The organism is Mycobacterium toneyamaense, from assembly GCF_055384815.1.
On the sequence record NZ_AP040333.1, the window covers coordinates 4862301 to 4885856 of the forward strand.

20 protein-coding genes are annotated in these 23556 nt (G+C 66.9%); 4 read left to right on the top strand and 16 right to left on the bottom strand.

Going from position 1 to position 23556, the window contains the following annotated elements:
• Nucleotides 1–14 precede the first annotated feature (14 nt).
• Nucleotides 15–656 carry a TetR/AcrR family transcriptional regulator gene (locus ACZ5IQ_RS23490; RefSeq protein ID WP_244872775.1) on the bottom strand — a complete coding sequence of 214 codons (642 nt, stop codon included), beginning with the start codon at nucleotides 654–656 and terminating at the stop codon, nucleotides 15–17.
• Nucleotides 657–893: 237 nt separating this feature from the next.
• On the opposite strand from ACZ5IQ_RS23490, the gene ACZ5IQ_RS23495 reads away from it, so the two are divergent.
• Together ACZ5IQ_RS23495 and ACZ5IQ_RS23500 are read left to right on the top strand one after the other, a co-directional pair.
• Nucleotides 894–1262, top strand: coding sequence for a DUF3060 domain-containing protein (locus ACZ5IQ_RS23495; RefSeq protein WP_244872774.1), 369 nt, complete (start codon nucleotides 894–896; stop codon nucleotides 1260–1262).
• A 48-nt stretch (nucleotides 1263–1310) separates the two neighbouring features.
• A complete protein-coding gene (locus ACZ5IQ_RS23500) occupies nucleotides 1311–1742 on the top strand; it encodes a DUF3060 domain-containing protein (protein ID WP_212806933.1) in 432 nt (143 codons plus the stop codon).
• 3 nt (nucleotides 1743–1745) lie between these two features.
• Here ACZ5IQ_RS23500 and ACZ5IQ_RS23505 read toward each other — a convergent pair whose 3' ends face one another.
• From ACZ5IQ_RS23505 to ACZ5IQ_RS23520, 4 genes are all read right to left on the bottom strand, one after another.
• On the bottom strand, nucleotides 1746–2510 hold the full coding sequence (locus ACZ5IQ_RS23505) for a crotonase/enoyl-CoA hydratase family protein (RefSeq protein ID WP_212806934.1): 765 nt from the start codon (nucleotides 2508–2510) through the stop codon (nucleotides 1746–1748).
• Nucleotides 2507–3223, bottom strand: a complete 717-nt coding sequence (locus ACZ5IQ_RS23510; RefSeq protein ID WP_212814621.1) for a PaaX family transcriptional regulator C-terminal domain-containing protein — start codon at nucleotides 3221–3223, stop codon at nucleotides 2507–2509. Before ACZ5IQ_RS23510 ends, ACZ5IQ_RS23505 begins: the two co-directional genes overlap by 4 nt.
• 14 nt (nucleotides 3224–3237) lie before the next feature.
• Entirely contained in the window at nucleotides 3238–4155 is a 918-nt protein-coding gene (locus tag ACZ5IQ_RS23515) for a crotonase/enoyl-CoA hydratase family protein (RefSeq protein WP_256445394.1), read from the bottom strand.
• Nucleotides 4156–4260: 105 nt separating this feature from the next.
• Nucleotides 4261–5883 (bottom strand): acyl-CoA dehydrogenase family protein, encoded by a 1623-nt coding sequence (locus ACZ5IQ_RS23520; RefSeq protein WP_212806936.1) that lies wholly within the window; start codon nucleotides 5881–5883, stop codon nucleotides 4261–4263.
• Between the two features lie 151 nt (nucleotides 5884–6034).
• Between ACZ5IQ_RS23520 and ACZ5IQ_RS23525 the strand changes: the two genes are divergently transcribed.
• Nucleotides 6035–6829: an MBL fold metallo-hydrolase gene (locus tag ACZ5IQ_RS23525; protein WP_464480366.1), complete on the top strand. Its 795-nt coding sequence runs from the start codon at nucleotides 6035–6037 to the stop codon at nucleotides 6827–6829.
• A gap of 45 nt (nucleotides 6830–6874) precedes the next feature.
• Here ACZ5IQ_RS23525 and ACZ5IQ_RS23530 read toward each other — a convergent pair whose 3' ends face one another.
• The 10 genes from ACZ5IQ_RS23530 to ACZ5IQ_RS23575 all read right to left on the bottom strand — a co-directional run bounded on the left by ACZ5IQ_RS23530 (nucleotide 6875) and on the right by ACZ5IQ_RS23575 (nucleotide 22233).
• The gene (locus ACZ5IQ_RS23530; protein ID WP_135356866.1) at nucleotides 6875–8287 is read right to left on the bottom strand and encodes an amino acid permease; all 1413 of its coding nucleotides are present in this window, start codon (nucleotides 8285–8287) and stop codon (nucleotides 6875–6877) included.
• 31 nt (nucleotides 8288–8318) lie between these two features.
• The gene (locus ACZ5IQ_RS23535; RefSeq protein WP_135356865.1) at nucleotides 8319–9068 is read right to left on the bottom strand and encodes a deoxyribonuclease IV; all 750 of its coding nucleotides are present in this window, start codon (nucleotides 9066–9068) and stop codon (nucleotides 8319–8321) included.
• Nucleotides 9069–9190: 122 nt separating this feature from the next.
• Complete coding sequence (locus ACZ5IQ_RS23540) at nucleotides 9191–13147, bottom strand: DNA-directed RNA polymerase subunit beta' (RefSeq protein WP_464480367.1); 3957 nt, start codon at nucleotides 13145–13147, stop codon at nucleotides 9191–9193.
• Nucleotides 13148–13207: 60 nt separating this feature from the next.
• A complete protein-coding gene (gene rpoB, locus ACZ5IQ_RS23545) occupies nucleotides 13208–16693 on the bottom strand; it encodes a DNA-directed RNA polymerase subunit beta (RefSeq protein ID WP_464480368.1) in 3486 nt (1161 codons plus the stop codon).
• A gap of 615 nt (nucleotides 16694–17308) precedes the next feature.
• Nucleotides 17309–18331, bottom strand: a complete 1023-nt coding sequence (locus ACZ5IQ_RS23550) for an ABC transporter ATP-binding protein (protein WP_061003231.1) — start codon at nucleotides 18329–18331, stop codon at nucleotides 17309–17311.
• A 260-nt stretch (nucleotides 18332–18591) separates the two neighbouring features.
• Nucleotides 18592–18978, bottom strand: a complete 387-nt coding sequence (gene rplL, locus ACZ5IQ_RS23555) for a 50S ribosomal protein L7/L12 (protein WP_138250490.1) — start codon at nucleotides 18976–18978, stop codon at nucleotides 18592–18594.
• 45 nt (nucleotides 18979–19023) lie between these two features.
• Nucleotides 19024–19551 (bottom strand): 50S ribosomal protein L10, encoded by a 528-nt coding sequence (gene rplJ, locus ACZ5IQ_RS23560; protein ID WP_138250491.1) that lies wholly within the window; start codon nucleotides 19549–19551, stop codon nucleotides 19024–19026.
• 261 nt (nucleotides 19552–19812) lie between these two features.
• Complete coding sequence (locus ACZ5IQ_RS23565; protein ID WP_464480369.1) at nucleotides 19813–20724, bottom strand: ATP-grasp fold amidoligase family protein; 912 nt, start codon at nucleotides 20722–20724, stop codon at nucleotides 19813–19815.
• 4 nt (nucleotides 20725–20728) lie between these two features.
• On the bottom strand, nucleotides 20729–21667 hold the full coding sequence (locus ACZ5IQ_RS23570) for a methionyl-tRNA formyltransferase (RefSeq protein ID WP_464480370.1): 939 nt from the start codon (nucleotides 21665–21667) through the stop codon (nucleotides 20729–20731).
• Between the two features lie 128 nt (nucleotides 21668–21795).
• On the bottom strand, nucleotides 21796–22233 hold the full coding sequence (locus tag ACZ5IQ_RS23575; protein WP_212813581.1) for an anthrone oxygenase family protein: 438 nt from the start codon (nucleotides 22231–22233) through the stop codon (nucleotides 21796–21798).
• A gap of 80 nt (nucleotides 22234–22313) precedes the next feature.
• Here ACZ5IQ_RS23575 and ACZ5IQ_RS23580 point away from each other — a divergent pair, with 80 nt between their 5' ends.
• Nucleotides 22314–22742: a winged helix-turn-helix transcriptional regulator gene (locus tag ACZ5IQ_RS23580; RefSeq protein WP_212806943.1), complete on the top strand. Its 429-nt coding sequence runs from the start codon at nucleotides 22314–22316 to the stop codon at nucleotides 22740–22742.
• Here ACZ5IQ_RS23580 and ACZ5IQ_RS23585 read toward each other — a convergent pair.
• Nucleotides 22643–23551, bottom strand: a complete 909-nt coding sequence (locus ACZ5IQ_RS23585; RefSeq protein ID WP_212806944.1) for an ROK family protein — start codon at nucleotides 23549–23551, stop codon at nucleotides 22643–22645. The two genes, ACZ5IQ_RS23580 and ACZ5IQ_RS23585, sit on opposite strands and share 100 nt — an antisense overlap.
• Nucleotides 23552–23556 lie beyond the last annotated feature (5 nt).

Consider the following 23556-nt stretch of genomic DNA (forward strand, 5'->3'; position numbering starts at 1 on the left):
ACGCGCTCCCCTGATCAAGCCGAGTCGCGCTCGTTCATCCCTCGGGCCAGCCGTACCACCATGTCGGTGAACACCGCGTCGGTGTCGACACCGTCCATCACGCCCGTCATCTCCAGCAACACGAAACCGTGCAGGGCCGACCAGAACTCCAGCGCCGCGTAGAAGGCGTTCTCACCGTCGAGTCCGTACGACGCCAGAACCGCGATCACCGGCCCGGCCGCCGCGTGCGTCGCGGCGGTGTACTCGGGGTCGTCGCCACCCAGCGGCATCCGGGTGAAGGCCGAGTACCGACCCGGATGGTGATGGGCGTAGCTGCGGTAGGCACTGGCCATGGCCATCACGGCGTCGTCCCGGCTGCGGCCCTCGCCGACGGTGTTGAGCATGCCGATGATGTCGTCGATGACGCGCATCCGGACGGTGCGGCGCAGGTCATCGAGGCTCTGCACGTGGTTGTACAGCGACGGGCCCTTGGTGCCGAGCTGGTTGGCCAGTGCGTTGATGGTCAGCGCATCCCAGCCCTCGCGGTCGAGGAAGGTCAGTGCCGCGCTGACGATCGAGTCCCGGCTGAGCTTGGTGGCCCGCGCCGCCGCCCGCGGCCGCACCGGCGCAGCCGGTCGGGCATCCCCAACCGCTTGCGACTCTGGCCGAGGTGCCATCTGCCCGATCCTCCGGTGTTCTATCGTGATTCCACGGACCGCGGCGCGGTCGGTTAACTAATGACTCTAACCTCTGGACGCTGCAGATACGTTGCCATTTGGGCGAATCTTGTAACCGCGTCTCATGGCAAGTCCCACAGAACGGACGAACCCACTCCGCAGCACCTGCCTCGCAACGTAGGCTCCCAGATACCGCAACACCGTGCACATCGCCGGACCAGAACGAAGGGAACCATCGTGAGTCGCACAGCATGGGGAACCGCATTGCTTGCCGGACTGCTGACGGTCCCGTTCGCGGTCGGCGCACCCAACGCCGCCGCGGTCAACGATGACACCCACATCGTCGGCACGGGCATCACCCAGACCCTCGACTGCCACAACGGCACCCTGTTCGTCAACGGTAGCGGCAACACCATCACCGCGTTCGGTACCTGCTGGGCCGTCACCGTCCAGGGCTCGTCCAACACCGTCATCGCCGACACGATCGTCAACGACGTCACCGCCTACGGCTTCAATCAGACGGTCATATTCCACAATGGGGATCCGGCACTCATCGACGTCGGTCACCAACTGGGATTGGGCAACCGGCTCAACAAGATCCCCTGACCGGGTTCCGCTCCGGGTGCCGGTAACGCCGACAGGGAGGGACACCGCATGAACCCCAACCGAATCGCGATGGCGGCGGGCGTCGTCACCGCAGCCGCTCTGCTGCTGACCGGCTGCGGATCGCAGGACAGCAATTCCGGTAGCAGCAGTTCGAGCGCCGCCGGCACGGCAGGCACCTCCGGCGTGCCGACGACAGCGCAGGTCGAGGTGGGCAACACCATCAACTACAGCGCCGTCGGCACCACGCGGGAAATCGACTGCGGCAGCGGCAAATCGCTGACCGTGGGCGGCGCCAACAACACGCTGACCGTCAAGGGCACCTGCGCGAAGGCCAACATCGGCGGCACCGACAATAAGGTGACGTTCGACAAGGTCGACCAGGAGCTCGACGTCGTCGGCATGCACGCCACCGTCACCTACAAGGACGGCTCGCCGAAGGTCAGCAACACGGGCTCCGGCAACACCGTCACCAAGGGCTGAACCTCACGCCGGAGCGCCGTGCCGGCCCGCTCCCCCGGCGAACCGCTGCGCGCCCGCGAGCGACTCCGCGGCCACCTGCGAGAGGCTGGCGAACTCGAATTCCATTGCGGATTGCTCGGATTCGCCCCACTGCCGCAGCGCGGACATCCGGTCGGCGCGCAGACACAACTGTGGCAACGCCGCCAGCTGGTGCGCGAGCTCTTCGGCCTTCGCCCGGGCCTGCCCGGGCGGCACGACGCGGTTCGCCAGGCCGATCTGCAGCGCCTCGGCGGCATCGACGGCACGGCCGGTGAGGATCAGGTCCATGGCCCGGCTGTGCCCGATCAGCCGCGGCAACCGGACCGTGCCACCGTCGATGAGCGGGACACCCCAGCGCCGGCAGAACACGCCGAAGGTCGCGTCCTCCTCGACGACGCGCAGGTCGCACCACACCGCGAGCTCCAGCCCGCCGGCGACGGCGTAGCCGCTGACCGCGGCGATGACCGGCTTGGACAGCATCATCCGGCTCGGGCCCATCGGCCCCGGCCCCGTCCGGTGCGTCTGGTTCATCTCCGGGGTGCCGAACGCCTTGAGATCCGCTCCGGCACAGAAGGTTCCGTGGTCGCCCCACAACACCGCCACGGCGGCGGAGTCGTCGCGGTCGAACTCGTCGAACGCCTGGTACAGCGCTGCTGCCGTCGGCCCGTTGACGGCGTTGCGGGCGGCGGGCCGGTCGATGATGACCGTCGTCACCGGCCCGTTCTTCTCGACGCGCACAGGTTCGGTCATGATGCCTCCATCGGTTCGTCGCGCCGCGCCACCAGCTCGGCGGCGAAGTCTGCATAGGCCTGCCGCAACTGCTCGCCGGGCCAGTCGCCCGGGAGCAGTTCGGCAGGTAGCACGGGGTCGGCCAACAGGTGCCGGACGATCGCGGCCGCCGCCACGAACCGGCCGGGAACGTCGGCGACCGCGGCGATCTCGTCGAGCAGTCGACGGGCGGTCGCGGCCCAGGCGGGCAGATCCCACAGGACAGCGGCCAGACCCGCCGGATCGTCGTCCCGGCTGGTCAGCACCCGGGCGTTGGCCGTGATCTCCTCCGGCAGCTCGCCGGCCAGATTTGCCGGCCGCAGCCACAGGCCCTCACGCAGCTCTCCGAACCTGTTCTGCAGCAGGTCGTTTCGCAATTCGGCCCGCGTCCGGGCATCGGCGCCGACCGTGGTGATGACGACTGTCGTCCAGTCACCGTGCCACGGCCGGGTGTTCGGGTCGATGGCGGCATCCTGCCGGCGTTGCCGCGCCAGCAGGCGGTCGGCGAGCCGGTAGCCGTCGGCCGAACGCACCAGATCACCGGCGCTGACCATGCGTGTCAACGCCACCCGCAGCGTCTGCTCCTTGATGTCGAAATCCGAAGTGAGCCGGAGCAACTCGGCCGCGGATGCCCACGCCGGGTGGGCACCCAGCAGCACGCTGAGCACCACCGACCGGGCGGTCATCCGCTTCAGCTCAGCCATGGCCGTCAGACCCCGGAGGCCACCCGGCCCGCGTCACCGAACGGATCGTCACGGTGCCGCACCGCCTGCCGGAATCCGTGCTCGACGGCGTCGGCGACGAACGCGTGCCCCTCGGGTGTGTGCCGGGCGATGCCGTCGAACACCGTGCTGACCATGCGGCTGGTCGCGATCCCCTGCTGTAGCAGCGAGGTGTTGCACGCGAGCTTCGCCATGATCAGCTGGTTGACGGGCATGGCCGCGATGCGGGCGACGAGCCGCTCGGTGCGTTCATCCAAGTCCTCGGGCTCCGGGGCCTCGACCGCCAGACCCCAGTCGGCGGCCTGCGCCCCGGTGATGCAGTCCCCGGTGAACAGCAGGCGTTTCGCGCGCTGGTCGCCCAGGCGGTGCGCCCAGAGGCCGGCGGCGGGCACACCCCACACCCGCATGGGCGGGTAGCCGATCTTGGCGTCGGAGGCGGCGATCACCTGGTCGGCGTGCAGCGCGATGTCGGTGCCGCCGGCCACGCAGTAGCCGTGGATTTTCACGACGGTCGGTTTGTCGCAGTGCATCAGGCTGGAGAAGCCACGGACGAACCGGCTCATCATCTGGTAATCGATCATCGGATCCCAGGGCTGATTCGGCAGGTGGTTGACGGCCTGCGTCTTGCCGTCGAGCACCGTGCCCTGGTGCTCCGCGCCGCCGGCGGCTCCGGTGCCGTCGGCGTACGCGCTCAGATCGAAACCGGCACAGAACCCTTCACCGCGACCGGACACCAGGATCACGTGCACGCTCGGATCGAGGTCGGCCCGTTCGACGCAGGCCGCCAGCTCCAGCGGGGTGTCCGCGACGATCGAGTTGCCCTTCTCCGGACGGTTGAACGTGATCCGCGCGACGCGATCGGTGACCTCGTAGGTCATGGTCTTCAGGTTGTCGAAATCCACCAGCTCAGCCTTCCCGCGAGCAGTCGCAAAACTGTCCCAAACGGGGATATTGGGACAGTTTTGCGTTCCCCCACAAGTGGGAGGTACCCCCAGCTCGGTAGTTGAAAATCAGCCCTTGACGAGGGCGCGTTCGATGATGGGCGCGAGGTCGAGGCCCGTCGGCAGGGTGCCGAACGCGCCGCCCCACTGGCGGTCGAGGCGGCTGACGAGGAACGCCTCGGCCACCGCGGGGTGCCCGTGGCGCACCAGCAGCGCGCCCTGCAGCGCCAGCGAGATGTCCTCGGCCACTTTGCGTCCGCGGTATTCGAGGGTCGCCGGATCGGTGAGCTGCGCCTTGAGCGCGTTGACGTGGGCGTCCAGGCGCGGGTCCTGCGCCTGCGCCAACTCGTCGAACAGCACCTCGATGCACTCGGGCTTGGTCGCCATGGCGCGCAGCGTGTCGAGCGCGCTGACGTTGCCCGAGCCTTCCCAGATGCCCATCAGCGGGGCCTCGCGGTAGAGCCGCGGCATACCCGATTCCTCGGCGTAGCCGTTGCCGCCGAAGCACTCCATGGCCTCCGCGGCGTGCGGCGTCGCCCGCTTGCACACCCAGTACTTGGCCGCGGCCAGACCGATGCGGCGGAACAGGCTTTCGCGTTCGTCACCGCGGACGGCGCGGTCGGTGGCGCCGGCCATGCGCATCGCCAGCATGGTGGCGGCCTCGGCTTCGACGGCCATGTCGGCCAGCACGTTGCGCATCAGCGGCTGGTCGATCAGGTAGGCGCCGAACGCCTTGCGGTGCTGGGCGTGGTGCACGGCCTGGGTCAGGCCGGTGCGCATGCTGGTGGCGCTGCCGAGCGTGCAGTCCAGGCGGGTCAGGTTGACCATCTCGATGATGGTCGGCACGCCGCGGCCCTCCTCGCCGACGAGCCAGACGGTCGCGCCGTCGTACTCGATCTCGCTGGAGGCGTTGGCGTGGTTGCCGAGCTTGTCCTTGAGCCGCTGGATGAACATGCGGTTGCGGGTGCCGTCGGGCAGGACGCGGGGCAGGAAGAAGCACGACAGTCCGCCCGGTGCCTGCGCGAGGACGAGGAACATGTCGCCCATCGGCGCCGAGGTGAACCACTTGTGCCCGCGCAGCGAGTAGCTGCCGTCACCGTTGGGCGTGGCCTGCGTGGTGCCGGCGCGGACGTCGGAGCCGCCCTGCTTCTCGGTCATCGACATGCCGGCGGTAATACCGGCTTTGGTGGCAGGCACTTTCAGCTCGGGGTCGTAGACCCGGCTGGTCAGCAGCGGTTCGTAGACCTTGGCCAGTTCGGGGTTGAACCGCAGTGCCGGGACGACGGCGTACGTCATCGAGATCGGGCAGACGTGGCCTGGCTCGGGGGTCCAGGCCGACATCTTCGCCGCACGGACAACGTGGGCGCCGGGACGGTCGTCGGCCCACGGTGCGCCGTGCAGGCCGTGTGTCACCGCGGCGTTCATGAGGTGGTGGTAGGCGGGGTCGTATTCGACCTCGTCGACGCGGTGCCCGTACCTGTCGTGCGTGTGCAGGATCGGGACGTTGCGGTCCGCGAGCTCCCCCCAGCGCTGCGCGACCCGGCTGCCGCCGAGCGCACCGACCTCGTGGACCTCGTCGACACCCCACTCCCCGCCTTCGCGGATGAGGGCCTCGGCGAGCGCCGGGAAGGTGGCGGGGTTGTAGTTCTCCAGCGGCGGGACCTGATTGGTCACGACATGGGTATCGGCCATGTCCCCACTATTACACTTTTACGACAGTCGCACAAGAACTGTATATATGAATGGCAGACGCGGTCCGGCGATCAAGTGGAAAATCTCAATACACTCGCGGCGGAGCTGAACGATGAATGTCAGCAGACACGCAACTCCCAGGAGTCCCACCATGCCTCTGGCCCGACAGGATTGCGCTGCGCTGGTCGTCGGCGGCCCGACCACCGTGCTCGATCTCGGCGGCCTGCGCATCGTCAGCGACCCGACCTTCGACGCCCCCGGCCCGCAGGGGTACTTGACGAAAACCCGCGGCCCGGCCGTCACCGAGGAGCAGATCGGCGCCGTCGACGTCGTCCTCGTCAGCCACGACAACCACGTTGACAACTTCGACGAGCGCGGCCGCGCCTTCGCCGAGAACGCACCGGTCCTGCTCACCACGATCGGCGCAGCCAGGCGACTGGGCACGCCGGCTGTCGGGTTGCGACCGTGGAGCACCTACACCCTCACCCGGCCCGACACCGGCGAGCTCAACGTCACCGCCGTCCCTGCCGTCCACGGTCCCGAAGACGGCGACCGCGACCCCGACGGGTACGTCAACTGCGAAGTCATCGGGTTCGTGCTTTCCGGTAGCACACTGCCCACGGTCTACATCAGCGGCGACAACGCCTCTCTCCGTACTGTCGGCGAGATCGCCCGTCGCGTCGGCACCATCGACGCAGCCATCCTGCACGCCGGCGCCGCCCGCGTGCCCGGCAAGTTCCGCACTCGGGCGGTCAGTCTCGACAGCATCCGAACGGCGGCCGCCGCCGCGGTGCTGGGCGCCCCGGTCAACATCCCCGTCCACTACGACGGTTGGGCACACTTCACCGAAGGCCGCGACGCCATCACACGCGCTTTCGACGACGCCGGTCTCACCGCGGCCCTGCGCATCGCCGACCACGGCACCTGGCTGTCGTTGCAGCCATGAGCGGTGCCGACGGTCTCGGCCGTCACCGACACGCGTGCGGTTCGCCTAGTGGCGCGTCACCACCTCGGTGGCGCGATCGCCACGGTGCACGAAGTAGCCCAGCGTCACGATGACGAACCAGATGGCACCCACCAGGATCGCGGTCCGGCCGTCGTCGGTGAAGAACAGCAGCACGACGACGAGTGCCAGGAACCCGAGCGCCAGGAACGTCGTGTACGGCGCGCCCGGCAGGCGGTAATCCGACGCCGGCAACACGCCGGCGGCCACCCGCTGGCGGTAGATGAAGTGCGACACCAGGATCGAGCCCCACACGAAGATGATGCCGATGGTCGACACCGAGGTGATGTAGGCGAACGCCTTGTCCGGCGACAGGTAGTTCACCAGGACACCGACGCCCATGGTCAGGGCGGAGAAGCAGATGGCGAGCATCGGCACGTGCCGGCTGCTCAGCGCCTGCAGACCGGCGGGCGCGTCACCGCGCTGCGCGAGGCTGCGCACCATGCGGCCCGTCGAATAGATACCCGAGTTGCACGACGACAGTGCCGCGGTGAGCAGGATGAAGTTCACGATGCCCGCGGCGGCCGGGATGTTGAGGTACTGGAAAACCGCGACGAACGGGCTGTGGCCGGCGTGGTAGTTGCGCCAGCCCTGCACCGACAGGATCACGATCAGCGCGCCGACGTAGAACAGGCCGATGCGGAAGGGCAGCGTGTTGATCGCCTTGCGCAGCGTCACCTTCGGGTTCTCGGCCTCGCCCGCGGTGACACCCACGAGCTCGACACCGACGTAGGCGAACACCACGATCTGCAGGCTCAGCAACGCCGAGCTGAAGCCCGTCGGGAAGAAGCCGCCGTCGTTCCACAGGTTGCTCACGCTGGGGCCGGTGGCCGGGCCGAAACCGGCGATCGGCAGCAGCACACCGATGCCGATGATGATCATGCCGATGATCGCGGTCACCTTGATCATCGAGAACCAGAACTCGGCCTCACCGAAGATCTTCACCGAGATCAGGTTCGCCACGAACAACACCAGCAGGACGACGAGCGCCGTCACCCACTGCGGGATGTCGTGCCCCCACGGCCAGTACTGCACGTACTTGCCGGCCACCGTGATCTCGGCCATGCAGGTCGTGGCCCAGACTGCCCAGTACGTCCAGCCGTTCGCGAACCCGGCGAAGCGGCCCATGAACTCCTCGGCGTACTCCGAGATGCTGCCCGACACCGGGCGGTACACCAGCAGCTCACCGAGCGCCCGCATGATGACGAACACCGCCAGACCGGCCAGCAGGTAGGCCAGGATCAGCGCCGGACCGGCCTTCTCGATAGCGCCGCCGGCGCCGTAGAACAGGCCGGTACCGATGGCCCCGCCGATCGCGATCATCTGCACGGTCCTGGCCGACAGACCGCGCTCGTAACCGACGTCGGGTGTCTCTGCTACCTCAGTGTTGGCGTCTCGCACCCGAGGTGTCTATCACAATTGTCGGGACCGACTAAACGTTCTCACGCAGGAACGCGATGTCGTCCTTCCGGCCGTCCTCGGACGTCTCGCAGATGACCGGAGCGTCCGCGGCGCGCACCACCGCTGCCAGCAACTGCGGGTCGATCTGACCCGAACCGAAGTTCGCGTGCCGGTCGGCCCCCGAGCCGGCGGCGTCGCGGGAGTCGTTGCAGTGCACCAGATCGATGCGGCCGGTGATGGACTTGATGCGCTCGACGGCGTCGACCAGCGCCTCCCCTGCCGCCCAGGCATGGCACGTGTCCAGGCAGAAGCCGATGCCCTTGTCGCCGATGCGATCCCACAGCCGGGCGATCGTGTCGAAGTGCCGCGCCATGGCGTGATCACCGCCGGCGGTGTTCTCCAGATACACCGGCATGTCCGTCTTGAGGGCGTCGAGCGCCTTCACCCACCGCTCGAAGCCGGCGTCCATGTCGTTGTCGTCGGCGTGCCCGCCGTGCACGATCACGGCCGTCGCGCCGATCTCGGACGCCGCATCGCACGTGTCCTGCAGGATCTTGCGCGACGGGATACGCACCTTGTTGTTGGCCGACGCGACGTTGATCAGGTACGGCGCGTGGACGTACAACGGCACCGACGACGCCCGCAGGATCTCGGCGTCCTCGCGGGGCGCGGGTTTCTTCCAGCTCTGCGGGTTGCCGAGGAAGAACTGCACCACATCGGCGCCATCGGCGGCCGCCGCGGCCAGGGGATCGGTGTTGTCGACGTGCGAGCCAATCAGCATGGGGCCCAGCCTAGTTGCGTGGACCGACACCTCGTCGGCCCACGTCCGACGCATCGTGAAACGCAGAACTGCCCCTCTTCCGGAGAAGAGGGGCAGTTCTGTGCGGATCACACCGCTACCGGTTAGCGGTAGTCGCTGTAGCCGTAGTCAGCCAGCGGCACGGCAGCACCAGTGGCCTGACCGAAGTCCGGGCTGTAGTACTGATCCTCGTAGGACGGGATCGTGTACGCCGCAGCGCGGGCTTCCTCGGTCGGCTGGACCTGGATGTTGCGGTACCGGTTGATGCCCGTACCAGCCGGGATCAACTTACCGATGATCACGTTCTCCTTCAGACCCTGCAGCTTGTCGCTACGGCAGTTGATCGCCGCATCGGTCAGCACGCGAGTGGTCTCCTGGAACGACGCCGCCGACAGCCACGAGTCCGTGGCCAGCGATGCCTTCGTGATACCCATCAGCACCGGACGTCCGGCCGCGGGCTCGCCACCCTCGGCCACGACGCGACGGTTCTCGGTCTCGAACTCGCTGCGCTCGGTCAGCGAACCGGGCAGGAACTCCGTCGAGCCCGAGTCGATGATCGTCACGCGACGCAGCATCTGGCGAACGATGACCTCGATGTGCTTGTCGTGGATCGACACACCCTGTGCGCGGTAGACCTCCTGGACCTCCTTGACGAGGTGAATCTGCACCTCGCGGGGGCCCTGGACGCGGAGCACCTCGTGGGGGTTCGCCGAACCCTCCATGAGCTGCTGGCCGACCTCGACGTGGTCACCATCGGCCAACAGGCGCTCGGTGCCGTCGTCGTGCTTGAAGACGCGCAGGCGGCGGTTACGACGCGGCAGCTTGTCGTAGACGACTTCCTCGCCACCATCGTCGGGAACGATGGTGATCTTGTAGAACTTGTCGTCCTCTTCCAGCTGCACCCGGCCGGCCACGTCGGCGATCGGAGCGACGTTGCGGGGCACGCGGGCCTCGAACAGCTCCTGGACGCGCGGCAGACCACCGACGATGTCGGCGCCACCGGTAACACCACCCTGGTGGAAGGTACGCATCGTCAGCTGGGTACCGGGCTCACCGATGGACTGGGCGGCGACGATACCGACGGCCTCGCCGATGTCGACCAGCTTGCCGGTGGCCATCGAGCGGCCGTAGCACTTGGCACACACACCGGTGCCGGTGGCACAGGTCAGCACCGAACGCACCTTGACCGTCGAGATACCCGCAGCCAGCAGGGCCTCGATCGCCGGGTCACCGAGATCGTGGCCGCGCTCGACGATGACGTTGCCGTTCGCGTCGACCGCATCGGTGGCCAGGGTCCGCGCGTAGGCGGACGTCTCGACGTGCGCATCGCGCACCAGCGAACCGTCGGCCTGGACCTCGGCCAGCGTGACGATGACGCCGCGCTCGGTCTCACAGTCGGTCTCGCGGACGATGACGTCCTGCGACACGTCGACCAGACGACGGGTCAGGTAGCCCGAGTCGGCGGTACGCAGAGCGGTATCGGCCAGACCCTTACGAGCACCGTGGGTGTTGATGAAGTACTCCAACACCGTCAGGCCCTCGCGGAAGGACGACTTGATGGGCCGCGGGATGAACTCACCCTTCGGGTTCGTCACCAGACCCTTCATGCCGGCCAGGGTGCGGGTCTGGGTGAGGTTACCCGTGGCGCCCGACTTCACGATCGTGATGATCGGGTTGTCCGCCGGGTAGTAGTCCTCCAGAGCCTTACCGACCTCTTCCGTGGCCTGCTGCCAGATCTTGACCAGCGACTCGTTGCGCTCCTCATGGTTCAGACCACCGCGCTGGTACTTCTTCTCGATCGCGTCGGCCTGGCCCTCGTAGCGCTCCAGGATTTCCTGCTTCTGCGGCGGCACCAGAACGTCGGCCATCGAGACCGTCACGCCCGAGCGGGTCGCCCAGTGGAAACCGGCGTCCTTCAGCTTGTCGACGGTCTGCGCCACGACGATCATCGGGTAGCGCTCGGCGAGATCGTTGATGATCGCCGCCTGGACCTTCTTGTGCATCTGCTTGTCGACGAACGGGTAGCCCTTCGGCAGCAGCTCGTTGAAGAGCACGCGACCCAGGGTGGTCTCCGCGGTCCACGCGTCGCCCGGCTTCCAGCCGTTCTCGAACAGCTGCTGCTCGATCTCGGCCGGCGGACGCAGGTGCGTCAGGCGGACCTTGATCTTCGCGCGCACCGACAGCGCACCGCGGTCCATGGCCATGATGGCCTCGGCCGGGCTGCTGTAGACGCCGGTCTCCGGCTGATCGTTGGTGGCCGGCGTGAACTCGCCGAGGTCACCGTCGATCTGCGTGGTCAGGAAGAACAGACCGGTCACCATGTCCAGACGCGGCATGGCGAGCGGGCGGCCCGACGCCGGCGACAGGATGTTGTTCGACGACAGCATCAGGATGCGCGCCTCGGCCTGCGCCTCCGCCGACAGCGGGAGGTGCACGGCCATCTGGTCACCGTCGAAGTCGGCGTTGAACGCCTCACACACCAGCGGGTGCAGCTGGATGGCCTTGCCTTCCACCAGCTGCGGCTCGAAGGCCTGGATACCCAGGCGGTGCAGCGTAGGTGCACGGTTCAGCAGCACCGGGTGCTCGGCGATGACCTCTTCGAGGACATCCCACACCTGGGGACGCTGACGCTCGACCATGCGCTTGGCGCTCTTGATGTTCTGCGCGTGATTCAGGTCGACCAGACGCTTCATCACGAACGGCTTGAACAGCTCGAGGGCCATGAGCTTCGGCAGACCACACTGGTGCAGCTTGAGCTGCGGGCCGACGACGATGACCGAACGGCCCGAGTAGTCGACGCGCTTACCCAGCAGGTTCTGACGGAAGCGGCCCTGCTTGCCCTTGAGCAGGTCGGACAGCGACTTGAGCGGACGGTTGCCCGGACCGGTGACCGGCCGGCCACGACGGCCGTTGTCGAACAGCGCGTCCACAGACTCCTGCAGCATGCGCTTTTCGTTGTTGACGATGATCTCGGGCGCACCGAGGTCGATCAGTCGCTTCAACCGGTTGTTGCGGTTGATGACGCGGCGGTAGAGGTCGTTCAGGTCGGAGGTCGCGAAGCGGCCACCGTCCAGCTGAACCATCGGGCGCAGCTCCGGCGGGATCACCGGAACGGCGTCGAGCACCATGCCCATGGGCGAGTTGCCGGACTGCTGGAACGCGGCGACGACCTTCAGACGCTTGAGGGCGCGCAGCTTCTTCTGGCCCTTGCCGTTCTTGATGGTGTCGCGCAGCGACTCGGCCTCGGCGTCGATGTCGAAGGTCTCGATGAGCTTCTTGATCGACTCGGCACCCATGGCACCGGTGAAGTACTCGCCGTAGCGGTCCTGCAGCTCGCGGTACAGCACCTCGTCCACGATGAGCTGCTTCGGGGCCAGCTTGGTGAAGGTGGTCCAGATTTCGTCGAGCCGGTCCAGCTCACGCTGGGCCCGGTCGCGGAGCTGACGCATCTCGCGCTCGCCACCGTCGCGCACCTTGCGGCGGACGTCGGACTTGGCGCCTTCCTTCTCCAGCTCGGCCAGGTCCTGCTCGAGCTTCTGCGCGCGCTCGGCGAGATCGAGGTCCCGTTGATCTTCAACGGCCTTCTTCTCGACGACCATCTCGGCCTCGAGCGTCGACAGCTCGTTGTGCCGCATCTCGGTGTCGACCGAGGTGATGACGTAGGCCGCGAAGTAGATGATCTTTTCCAGATCCTTCGGGGCCAGGTCCAGCAGGTAGCCCAAGCGCGACGGAACGCCCTTGAAGTACCAGATGTGGGTGACCGGCGCGGCCAGCTCGATGTGGCCCATGCGCTCACGACGCACCTTGGCACGAGTCACCTCGACGCCACAGCGCTCGCAGACGATGCCCTTGAAGCGGACGCGCTTGTACTTACCGCAGTAGCACTCCCAGTCGCGAGTAGGTCCGAAGATCTTCTCGCAGAACAGGCCGTCCTTTTCCGGCTTGAGCGTGCGGTAGTTGATGGTCTCCGGCTTCTTGACCTCGCCGTACGACCAATTACGGATGTCTTCCGCGGTGGCCAGGCCGATGCGGAGTTCATCGAAGAAGTTGACGTCTAGCACGTAACTCCCTTTCCCCTTGCGGGTGTATGAATCAGAAAAAGCTGACTACGGGCGGACGGTTTAGGCGAGGTCCTCGACGGACGCGGACTCGTTGCGCGACAGGTTGATACCCAGGTTCGCGGCGGTGCGCTCCAGGTCCTCGTCGTCGCTGTCGCGCATCTCGATCGCGGCACCGTCCGAAGACAGCACCTCGACGTTGAGGCACAGCGACTGGAGTTCCTTGAGCAGAACCTTGAACGACTCCGGGATACCCGGCTCGGGGATGTTCTCGCCCTTGACGATCGCCTCGTAGACCTTCACGCGACCGACGGTGTCGTCGGACTTGATGGTCAGCAGCTCCTGCAGCGTGTACGCCGCACCGTAGGCCTGCATGGCCCAGCACTCCATCTCACCGAACCGCTGGCCACCGAACTGCGCCTTACCACCGAGCGGCTGCTGGGTGATCATCGAGTACGGACCGGTCGAACGCGCGTGAATCTTGTCGTCCACCAGGTGGTGCAGCTTCAGGATGTACATGTAGCCGACCGTGACCGGGTACGGGAACGGCTCGCCGGAACGACCGTCGAACAGCGTGGCCTTGCCGTCGGCGTTGACCATGACGTCGCCGTCGCGGTTCGGCAGCGTCGAGCCCAGCAGGCCCTGCAGCTCGTTCTCGCGGGCACCGTCGAACACCGGGGTGGCGACGATGCTGTCGCGCGGCGCGCTGTGCATGCCCTCGGGCAGGTTCGCCGCCCACTCGGGCTCGCCCTCGATGTTCCAGCCGGCCTTGGCGACCCACCCGAGGTGGGTTTCCAGGATCTGGCCGATGTTCATACGACGCGGCACACCGTGCGTGTTCAGGATGATGTCCACCGGGGTGCCGTCAGGCATGAACGGCATGTCCTCGATCGGCAGGATCTTGCCGATGACGCCCTTGTTGCCGTGGCGGCCGGCGAGCTTGTCACCGTCGGAGATCTTGCGCTTCTGGGCCACGTAGACGCGGACCAGCTCGTTGACACCGGCGGGCAGATCGTCGTCGTCCTCGCGCGAGAACACGCGGACGCCGATGACCTTGCCGGACTCACCGTGCGGCACCTTCAGCGAGGTGTCGCGGACCTCACGGGCCTTCTCACCGAAGATGGCACGCAGCAGGCGCTCTTCCGGCGTCAGCTCGGTCTCACCCTTCGGGGTGACCTTGCCGACCAGGATGTCGCCGTCGCGGACCTCGGCGCCGATGCGGACGATGCCGCGCTCGTCGAGGTCAGCCAGCACCTCATCGGAGACGTTCGGGATGTCCCGGGTGATCTCCTCGGCGCCCAGCTTGGTGTCGCGGGCATCGATCTCGTGCTCCTCGATGTGGATCGAGGTGAGCACGTCCTGCTCCACGAGCCGCTGGCTCAGGATGATGGCGTCCTCGTAGTTGTGGCCTTCCCACGGCATGACTGCCACGAGCAGGTTCTTACCGAGGGCCATTTCACCGTTCTCGGTGCAGGGGCCGTCGGCGATGACCTGGCCGGCCTCGACACGCTGACCCGAGTCCACGATCGGGCGCTGGTTGGCGCACGTGCCGTGGTTAGAGCGGTTGAACTTGCGCATCCGGTAGGTGTGCCGCGAGCCGTCGTCAGCCATGACGGTGACGTAGTCGGCGGACACCTCTTCGATGACACCCGACTTGTCGGCGACGACGACGTCACCGGCGTCGATGGCGGCACGCAGCTCCATGCCGGTACCGACCAGCGGGGCCTCGCTGCGCACCAGCGGAACCGCCTGACGCTGCATGTTCGCACCCATCAGGGCGCGGTTGGCGTCGTCGTGCTCCAGGAACGGGATCATCGCGGTCGCGACCGACACCATCTGGCGCGGCGAGACGTCCATGTAGTCGACGTCGTTCGCCGAGACGAACTCGACCTCGCCGCCCTTACGACGGACGAGGATCTTCTCCTCGGTGAAGTGACCGTTCGCGTCCAGCGGCGAGTTGGCCTGCGCCACGACGTGGCGGTCCTCCTCGTCGGCGGTCAGGTAGTCGATCTGATCGGTGACGATGCCGTCGACGACCTTGCGGTACGGGGTCTCGATGAAGCCGAACGGGTTCACCCGCGCGTACACCGACAGCGAGCCGATCAGACCGATGTTCGGGCCTTCAGGGGTCTCGATCGGGCACATGCGGCCGTAGTGCGACGAGTGGACGTCGCGGACCTCGAGGCCGGCGCGCTCACGGGACAGACCACCGGGGCCCAGCGCCGACAGACGACGCTTGTGGGTCAGACCCGACAGCGGGTTGTTCTGGTCCATGAACTGCGACAGCTGCGACGTGCCGAAGAACTCCTTGATCGCCGCCACGACGGGACGGATGTTGATCAGGGTCTGCGGGGTGATCGCCTCGACGTCCTGCGTGGTCATGCGCTCGCGGACGACGCGCTCCATACGCGACAGGCCGACCCGGATCTGGTTCTGGATCAGCTCGCCCACGGTGCGCAGACGACGGTTGCCGAAGTGGTCGATGTCGTCGACCTCGACGGGGACCTCGACGCCGCCGGGGGCGGTCATGGTCTTGTCACCGTCGTGCAGGCGCACCAGGTACTCGATGGTGGCGACGATGTCCTCTTCGGTCAGCGTCGTCGCGGTCACCTGGGCCGGGTTGCCGTCGTGCAGGCCCAGCTTCTTGTTGACCTTGTACCGGCCCACGCGGGCCAGGTCGTAACGCTTCTCCTTGAAGAACAGGTTCTCCAGCAGGGTCTGCGCCGACTCCTTGGTCGGCGGCTCGCCCGGGCGCAGCTTCCGGTAGATGTCCAGCAGCGCCTCGTCGGGACCGGCGGTCGGGTCCTTCTCGAGGGTGCCCATCATGATCTCGGAGAAGCCGAAGCGCTCACGGATCTGCTCGTTGGTCCAGCCGAGTGCCTTCAGCAGCACGGTGACGGGCTGGCGGCGCTTGCGGTCGATGCGGACACCGACGGTGTCGCGCTTGTCGACGTCGAACTCCAGCCAGGCGCCACGGCCCGGGATGACCTTGACGCTGTGCAGGGTCTTCTCGGTGGCCTTGTCGATGGACTCGTCGAAGTACACACCGGGCGAACGGACGAGCTGCGACACGACGACGCGCTCGGTGCCGTTGATGATGAAGGTGCCCTTTTCGGTCATCATCGGGAAGTCACCCATGAAGACCGTCTGGCTCTTGATCTCGCCGGTGGTGTTGTTGATGAACTCAGCCGTGACGAACAGCGGGGCCGCGTACGTCTGGTCCTTTTCCTTGCACTCGTCGACCGGAGCCTTGACCTCGTCGAAGCGCGGGTCGGAGAAGCTCAGCGACAGGGTGCCGGCGAAGTCCTCGATCGGCGACAGCTCGGCGAGGACCTCTTCGAGGCCACCGACCGGATTGATGTCACCGCGGTCGACTGCCTTCGAGCGCCAGCGGTCCGAGCCGATCAGCCACTCGAAGGAATCCGTCTGCACATCGAGCAGGCCCGGAACCTCAAGTGGTTCGCGCAGCTTGGCGAACGAGACTCGGTTCGGCGCTCCTGGGACGGAGTTGTTGGAATCTACTGACTTGCTCTCGCGAGAGGCTGCCAAGATGCGTCCTTCCAGCACCTGATGCGACCATTCCGGTGCCGGTCGAAACCGGTCCGAATTGCCGCTATATCTGTGTCGGTCCGGCTGGCGTTCTCACAGTCCGGGCCTTACAAGACACAGGGCACGCGTCTAGATCACTGAGCAAGACTCAGGCTAGAAGGTGTCAGGTGCGGGTGAGGTGGGCAGGATGCAGCCAGCGCAACGTCCAACATTAGCGTAGGACGGCGCATTCCTCAACCACGGCATGGTGAATCAAGGGTTTGATCGGCTGACGCTGGCTGGCGTCCGGAACCCTCGAATACATGCTGCCCAACAGATTGGCCCGTTTGCGGGCGTCAGTCAAGACTTGCCACGGTGTTTGGTGTGGAGTTTTGCCGGCAACTGGCGAACCGGGGCGCTCTCATCGTGACGCAGCGGGCCCCGCGGCGCCACCCGCACGCCGTCGCCGGCGGACGCGCCGTGACCAAGATCACCGACCACCCTGCCCCGCACACCGCCGCCAGGCGTGCTCACAGCGCTCGCCGAGCGGAGATTTCGCGGTCAGGGTGCACGTGCGCCGAAAACAAATCGCGCCCGGGCTGGTTCAGCCCGGGCGCGATTTTCACGTTCTGCGGATCAGGCCCGCGGAATCTGAGCGGTCACCGGGTCGTCGGCGTGGCCGTTCTTGTTGAGGTCCTCGAGGATGGCGGCCTGCGCGGCGGGCGGCAGGGTGTGCAGGATCGAGCGCACACGAGCCTGCCGACGAGCGACGGCCTGGCGGACCGGCATACCCGGGGTCACCTCGATCTGCGGCGGCACGCCCTCGATCTCCTCGACACCACCGTCGGAGTGACCGGCATCGATCGCGGCCTGCTCGGCGGCCGCCGTCGCGGCGTCCTTCTCCTCGGACATACCGATGGGGCCGATACGACGGCCGTTGAGGAACTGCTTGACCGCGGGCTCCTCACTGGTCAGCAGCACCTCGCGGGGGCCGAACATGACCAGGTGCTTGCGGTAGAGCATGCCGATGTTGTCCGGCACCGTACGCACGATGTTGATGTTGTGGGTAACGATCAGCACCGTGGCGTCGATCTGGGCGTTGATGTCGATCAGCAGCTGCGACAGGTAGGCGGTACGGACCGGGTCCAGACCGGAGTCCGGCTCGTCGACCAGGATGATCTTGGGGTCGAGCACCAGGGCGCGGGCCAGGCCGGCACGCTTGCGCATACCACCGGAGATTTCGCCCGGGAACTTGTGACCGTCGTTGGGCATACCCACGACGTCCAGCTTCTCCATGACGATCTTGCGGATCTCGGACTCGGACTTCTTGGTGTGCTCGCGCAGCGGGAAGGCCGTGTTGTCGTAGATGTTCATCGAACCGAACAGCGCGCCGTCCTGGAACAGCACACCGAACAGGGTGCGGATCTCGTAGAGCTCCTTGGCCGAGCACTCGATGATGTTGGTGCCGTCGATGACGATCGAACCGCGCTCGGGCCGCAGCAGGCCGATGAGCGACTTCAGGAAAACAGACTTACCGGTACCGGACGGGCCCAGCATGACGCTGACCTCGCCGGCGGGGATGGTCAAAGTGACGTCTTCCCAGATCTTCGACGACCCAAAGGACTTACTCAGTCCCGTCACGTCGATTTGGACGCCCATGTGAGATCCCTTCCGCCAGCGCTCGCGCGCCATTTGCTGCCCTGCCTGTGGCTTGAGTCACTGTAGCGCATCGATCGCGAGCTGTTGCACCTTGTTCCAACTATCGGTCGGCCCGCCGAAAAGTCACCCTGATGGACGCGGAGCCAACTACCCCATCGTCCCCCGAACGGCTCGAAATGCCCCGATTTATATCCCCCTGAAAAGCGAAATCCCCCGGAGTCCGTGCTGGACTCCGGGGGAAAACGTCAGTTCTGGCGAACTTACTTGACGGACACCGATGCGCCGGCGGCCTCGAGCTTGGCCTTGGCGTCCTCGGCGGCCTCCTTCGAGACCTTCTCCAGCAGCGGCTTGGGGGCGCCGTCGACCAGGTCCTTGGCTTCCTTCAGGCCCAGGCCGGAAACGATCTCGCGGACGACCTTGATGACGCCGATCTTCTTGTCGCCGGCACCCTCGAGGATGACGTCGAACTCGGACTGCTCTTCGGCGGCCTCAGCGGCGGCGGGAGCGGCACCGGCGGCGGCAACGGCGACCGGAGCGGCGGCGGTGACGTCGAAGGTCTCCTCGAACTGCTTCACGAACTCCGAGAGCTCCAGCAGGGTCATTTCCTTGAACGCGTCGAGCAGTTCTTCGGTGGACAGCTTGGCCATGTGAATGGTCCTTCCTTATTACTTCTTTTGTGGATGTGGGGTGGGTCAGGCAGCCGGTTCGGCGGCCTTCTTGTCCTGCAGCGCGGCGGCCAGGCGCGCAACCTGGGACGCGGGCGCAACGAACAGCGCCGCGGCCTGGGACTGCTTCGCCTTGAGGGCGCCGGCCAGCTTGGACAGCAGCACTTCGCGCGACTCGAGGTCGGCGATCTTCTCGACCTGGGCCACGGACAGCGCAGCGCCGTCCATGTAGCCGCCCTTGATGACGAGCTGCTTGTGATCCTTCGCGAACTTCTTGAGTGCCTTCGCGGCATCGACCGGCTCGCCGGTGATGAACGCGATGGCGGTCGGACCTGCGAACAGGTCGTCGAGGCCTTCGATCCCGGCCTCCGAGGCGGCGCGCTTGACCAGGGTGTTCTTGGCGACCGTGTAGGTCGTCGAAGCACCGAGGGAACGACGCAGCTCGGCGAGATTGGCAACCGTCAGACCGCGGTACTCGGTCACGACAGTGGCCGTCGAGGCCTTGAACTGTTCGGCGATGTCAGCGACCGCAGTGGCTTTATCAGCCGTGGCCATACATGCCTCCTTGTGGTGTATTCATCGGCCCACTGGAGACTGCCGGGGATTCGGTCCGGAAATGCAAAGCGCCCCGACACAGAAAGGTCGGGGCGCGCAGAATCAAAACTCTGGAAACCTCGTCCTCCTGCGTGGGCCGCCAGGCGTTGCCTGGACCTTCAACCTCTGCGCGCAAGCGCTCAGCGGTGACCGACGGTCTTCGGTGGAACTGGACAAGAGTAGCCGATGGGCTGCCGATCAGCCAAAACGGCGATTCTGCAGCTACGGCCGGCCGCGGCGAACCTGGTCCGGCGTCGGCAACCGCCACTGCCGGCCCTGCTCGAGGTCGAAGCTCATGGGCTCGTACCGCAGCATGCCCGTCCCCGGGTACGGGGTGTACTCGCCGAACCATACGTCGCCGTCGACGGCATAGAGGTCAACGCGGATGAAATCCCAGCCGGTGCCCAGCACGCTCGCGATCTCCAGCATCTTGTCCAGTTCGAGCGGGCGTTCTTCGACGGCGACGGGGTGGATGCGCCACCGCACCGGCAGTTGACGCCAGTCGGCGTCCAGGAATGTGGTGGTCTGCCGCTTCCCGAAGCGGCCGCGATTCACCTGGATCAGCTCGACACGGCCGTCGAAGACGAAGAACTTGTAGTCGACGGGCGCTTCGCCGTCCGGGGTCGGGATGCGTTCCTCTATCAACAACAGCGGGCGGGCCTGGCTGTAGCCCCACTCGCCGAGCTCCAGTGGCGTCTCCTGGAACCAGCTTCTGGTCTGGTCCCGCAGGCGGGCCAGATCAGTTTGCGGATCGGGACCGAACAGCGCCTGGCCGCTGCTGGCATTGGGCTTGAGCACCCAGGGCGGCAGGGCCGCCAGGTCCGGTGCGTCCCGCAGGTCGGTCCCGCACCAGTACGTGGCGGGAATCCGGAGATCGGCGCCGGGGTACGCCGCGCGGGCCATCTCCTTCATCCACATCTTGTCGCAGGCCCGCACGATCCGGTCCCGGCGATCGTGGAAGATGCGCCAGTTCACCTTCTCGTTGAAGGTCGCGGGTTCACGGAAGTTGCCGGGCTTGCGGATCATCAAGAGATAGAGGACGTGCCGCAGGAACCGGACCGGGATCAACGCGAGCAGCCGGCGGCGGATCGACATGAGCCACGACGGCGTGGCGATGTATGTCAGCAGCGGCACGGCCTCATGCCTCGCTGGTGAGGTAGCCGCCGCGGCGGAAGAACTCCGTGCCGTCGTGCTCCTCTCCGTCGGCCGTGCGGAGCCGGGTGATGACCAGGCCGAGGTTCCCGCCGCGGTGGGCATGCGAGCCGCACACCACGGCGCCGCCGCCCTCCTGCACGATCACGCGGCCGGGGGTGCCGCCGTAGCGGATTTCGGAGACCTTGGCCTCGAGCACTTCGATGCGCTCACCGCGGTAGAAGGTGAACGCGCGCGGGTAGGGGTCCGACAGCGCGCGGACGAGGCGCTCCAGATCGTCGGACGGCCAGCTCCAGTCGATGAGGCTGTCGCGTTCGGCGCGCTTGTGGAAGTAGGTCCGCTCGGCCTTGTCCTGCGGCCGCCACTGTGCGGTGCCGGCTTCCAGCGCGGTCAGCGCCTCGTCCAGCGCGCCGGGGATCAGGTCGATGCCACGCATCACCAGTTCGGTGCCGGTGTCGTCGGGCCCGATGGACAGCGAGCGCTGGACCAGGATGTCGCCGGCGTCGAGCTCGGCGTTCATGCGGTGAATGGTCAGGCCGATGTGCGATTCCCCGCTGATCAGCGACCAGATGACCGGGGAGAAACCGGTGCCCTTCGGCAGCAGGGAGTCGTGCAGGTTCAGGGTGCCGTACGGCGGCAGGTCGTAGAGCTCGTCCGTCATCCGCGTGTACCAGCTGTTGACGACGATGACGTCGGGTTCGGAGCGCTTGACCAGGTCGATGGTCTCGTGGTCGGCGCGCATGGTCAGGTGGACCGGGATGTCGTGTGCCTGGGCGAGTTCCTCGACGGAGTCCGAGAAGATCGCCTTGTACGACTCCGTGCTGGTCGGGTGCGTGACGACCATCGGCACGTCGTGTCCCAGATCGATCAGCGCCTGCAGCGTCTTGACCCCCCACGTCTGGAAACCGAAGAAGACGACGCGCATGCCAAGACCTCACTAAGTCAGATTCTGCTGGCGTGTGAAGAGTTGTTCACCCACCGTTAAACAAGATCAACTTAGCTAAGTCTTGCCTAAGTTTGTTGCCTACCCCTCCCAGGTAGTTCACAGTCTCGTCAGCGCGGAACCGTGACCAGGACAAACGCGGCCAGCAACAGCGCCACCCGCACCCAGTGCAGCCGGTCCCAGCGGTGAGCGAGTTCCCGGCTTGTCGGCGCCTCGCCAGGGCCGGTACCCGCCCACGCCGCGACACGGTTGTTGATCGGCACCAGCGTGGTGAGCGTCAGGGCCATCACCACGCCCATCACCGCGACGGCGGCGATGGGGAGTGGCGCCGGCACGAGCACGGCATCGCCGACCAGCAGCACCGCCGCGGCGATGTACCAGAACGGCATCACCGTCCCGAGGAGCCTGCTGCCCGTCGCGCGCGCCTGGCGGTACGCGTCGTCGGGCAGCCGTTCCAGGATCGGATTGGTGAACGCGGCGACGCCGAACTCCACGCCGACGAGCGTGCCGACGACGATCACGGTGAGAACTTGCGCGATGTGCTCCATGACATCGAGCCTGTTCACTACACTGACAAAAAACAAGGTACTGACAAATTAGTCAGTAGAGGCGACGACGGGAGTGCATCGTGGCGGTGTCGAAGAAGGAAGTCGGTGAGTGCCCGATCGACGCCGCCCTGTCGGTGGTCGACGGCCGCTGGAAGGGCACCATTCTGTGGCGGCTCACGGACGGGCCGATGCGCACCGCAGAGCTCCGCCGCAGCATTCCCGGCATCACCGAGCGCATGCTCATCCGGCACCTGCACGAGCTCGTAGCCGACGGCATCATCGACCGGCACGACGCCGGCACGGTGCCGCCGTGCGTGCACTACTCGATCTCGCAGTACGGCAAGACGCTGGGCCCGGTGTTGTGGGCGCTGTGCGACTGGGGCCGAAAGCACATGGAGCGCAACGCTTCTCAGGCCCGCCACAACGCCGCGGCGCCGACGAGCCCGGCATCGCCGCCGAGTTCGGCGGGCACCACCCGCAGGCCGCGCAGGAAGCTCAATCCGGCGTAGCGCGGCAGCGCCGCCCGCAACGGGCCGAACAGCACCTCCCCCGCATTCGCCACGCCGCCGCCGATCACCACCAGGTCCAGGTCGCAGACGGCGGCCGCCGACGCGATGGCGACGGCGATCGCCTCGGCACCACGCGAGAATGCCTGCACCGCAATCGGATTCCCGCGCCCGGCGGCCTCGGCGAGTGCCTTCGCATCAGCGTCCGGCGGGGCGTCCCAGCCGTGCTCGTGCGCCCACCGCGCCAGGTGCGGACCCGAGGCCACCGCCTCCACGCAGCCCTGACCGCCGCAGGCGCAGCGCGGTCCGTCGGGGTCGACGACGACGTGGCCGATGTGACCGGCATTTCCGGTGCGGCCGAGGTACGGCGCACCGCCCTGCACCAGTCCGCCGCCGATACCGGTGGACACCACCATGCCGAGCAGGAACTGCGCCCCCTGCCCGGCCCCGCGCCAGTGCTCGCCCATGGCCAGGCAGACGACGTCGCCGGCCAGCCGCACCGGCAGGCCGGTGCGCTCGGCGAGCCGCTGAATCAACGGAAACTGGCGCCAGGCAACGACATTGAGCGGGCTGACCGTGCCCGCGACCACATCGATGGGGCCGGCGCAGCCGACGCCCACGGCGCGCACCGGCCGCCCGGCAGCGGCGGCGAGAGCGTTCCCGATCAACACGTCGACCGTCGCCCACACCTGCTCGCTGTCGGCGTGCGGGGTGGGGAGCTGCTCGCGGTGCACGAGCGCGCCGTCGGGGTCGACGAGGGCCGCGGCGATCTTCGTGCCACCGATGTCGAGGGCGAGGGTCAGGTCGGACATCGTGC

What these genes read in the sequence shown, in the direction of transcription:
- ACZ5IQ_RS23570 (WP_464480370.1), bottom strand. Translation starts at nt 21,667, where the DNA reads ATGCGCGTCGTCTTCTTCGGTTTCCAGACGTGGGGGGTCAAGACGCTG.
- ACZ5IQ_RS23585 (WP_212806944.1), bottom strand. Translation starts at nt 23,551, where the DNA reads ATGTCCGACCTGACCCTCGCCCTCGACATCGGTGGCACGAAGATCGCC.
- rplL (WP_138250490.1), bottom strand. Translation starts at nt 18,978, where the DNA reads ATGGCCAAGCTGTCCACCGAAGAACTGCTCGACGCGTTCAAGGAAATG.
- ACZ5IQ_RS23500 (WP_212806933.1), top strand. Translation starts at nt 1,311, where the DNA reads ATGAACCCCAACCGAATCGCGATGGCGGCGGGCGTCGTCACCGCAGCC.
- ACZ5IQ_RS23575 (WP_212813581.1), bottom strand. Translation starts at nt 22,233, where the DNA reads ATGGAGCACATCGCGCAAGTTCTCACCGTGATCGTCGTCGGCACGCTC.
- ACZ5IQ_RS23505 (WP_212806934.1), bottom strand. Translation starts at nt 2,510, where the DNA reads ATGACCGAACCTGTGCGCGTCGAGAAGAACGGGCCGGTGACGACGGTC.
- ACZ5IQ_RS23550 (WP_061003231.1), bottom strand. Translation starts at nt 18,331, where the DNA reads ATGGGCGTCCAAATCGACGTGACGGGACTGAGTAAGTCCTTTGGGTCG.
- ACZ5IQ_RS23520 (WP_212806936.1), bottom strand. Translation starts at nt 5,883, where the DNA reads ATGGCCGATACCCATGTCGTGACCAATCAGGTCCCGCCGCTGGAGAAC.
- rplJ (WP_138250491.1), bottom strand. Translation starts at nt 19,551, where the DNA reads ATGGCCACGGCTGATAAAGCCACTGCGGTCGCTGACATCGCCGAACAG.
- ACZ5IQ_RS23525 (WP_464480366.1), top strand. Translation starts at nt 6,035, where the DNA reads ATGCCTCTGGCCCGACAGGATTGCGCTGCGCTGGTCGTCGGCGGCCCG.
- ACZ5IQ_RS23490 (WP_244872775.1), bottom strand. Translation starts at nt 656, where the DNA reads ATGGCACCTCGGCCAGAGTCGCAAGCGGTTGGGGATGCCCGACCGGCT.
- ACZ5IQ_RS23535 (WP_135356865.1), bottom strand. Translation starts at nt 9,068, where the DNA reads ATGCTGATTGGCTCGCACGTCGACAACACCGATCCCCTGGCCGCGGCG.